The sequence below is a fragment of the Paraburkholderia sp. GAS32 genome, from assembly GCF_050434225.1.
GTDB lineage: Bacteria > Pseudomonadota > Gammaproteobacteria > Burkholderiales > Burkholderiaceae > Paraburkholderia > Paraburkholderia madseniana.
In genome coordinates this window covers 1-1,157 of sequence record NZ_JBNPVS010000139.1, presented here as the reverse complement: position 1 = coordinate 1,157, position 1,157 = coordinate 1, and the positions used below count along the sequence as shown (strand labels likewise).

1 rRNA gene is annotated in these 1,157 nt (G+C 52.7%); it reads right to left on the bottom strand.

The annotated features are described in order from the left end of the window. Nucleotides 1-1,157: ribosomal RNA gene (locus P3T25_RS48585) — 23S ribosomal RNA — on the bottom strand; the annotation flags it as partial.

Genomic DNA, 1,157 nt, shown 5'->3' with positions numbered 1-1,157 from the left:
GCTACAGGGGCGTACCTTATCCCGAAGTTACGGTACCAATTTGCCGAGTTCCTTCTCCCGAGTTCTCTCAAGCGCCTTAGAATACTCATCTCGCCCACCTGTGTCGGTTTGCGGTACGGTCTTGTTAAACTGAAGCTTAGAGGCTTTTCTTGGAACCACTTCCAGTTGCTTCTTCACCGAAGTGAATGGCCTCGCACCCTTGAATTCCGCGCCCGGATTTGCCTGAGCGCCTTCTCCAATGCAAGGACCGGGACTTCCAACACCCGGACAACCTTCCGCGATCCGTCCCCCCATCGCATTTAACAATGGTGCAGGAATATTAACCTGCTTCCCATCAGCTACGCATTTCTGCCTCGCCTTAGGGGCCGACTCACCCTACGCCGATGAACGTTGCGTAGGAAACCTTGGGCTTACGGCGAGGGGGCCTTTCACCCCCTTTATCGCTACTCATGTCAGCATTCGCACTTCCGATACCTCCAGCGCACTTTTCAATGCACCTTCGCAGGCTTACGGAACGCTCTCCTACCATGCACATAAATGTGCATCCGCAGCTTCGGTATATTGCTTAGCCCCGTTACATCTTCCGCGCAGGACGACTCGATCAGTGAGCTATTACGCTTTCTTTAAAGGATGGCTGCTTCTAAGCCAACCTCCTGACTGTTTTAGCCTTCCCACTTCGTTTCCCACTTAGCAATATTTGGGGACCTTAGCTGGCGGTCTGGGTTGTTTCCCTCTTGACACCGGACGTTAGCACCCGATGTCTGTCTCCCGTGATTGCACTCTTCGGTATTCGGAGTTTGCTATGGCGTAGTAATCCGCAATGGACCCCACAACCATGACAGTGCTCTACCCCCGAAGGTGATACACGAGGCACTACCTAAATAGTTTTCGGAGAGAACCAGCTATTTCCAGGTTTGTTTAGCCTTTCACCCCTATCCACAGCTCATCCCCTAACTTTTCAACGTTAGTGGGTTCGGACCTCCAGTACGTGTTACCGCACCTTCATCCTGGCCATGGATAGATCACCTGGTTTCGGGTCTACACCCAGCGACTGAACGCCCTGTTCGGACTCGCTTTCGCTACGCCTGCCCTAATCGGTTAAGCTTGCCACTGAATGTAAGTCGCTGACCCATTATACAAAAGGTACGCCGTCACCC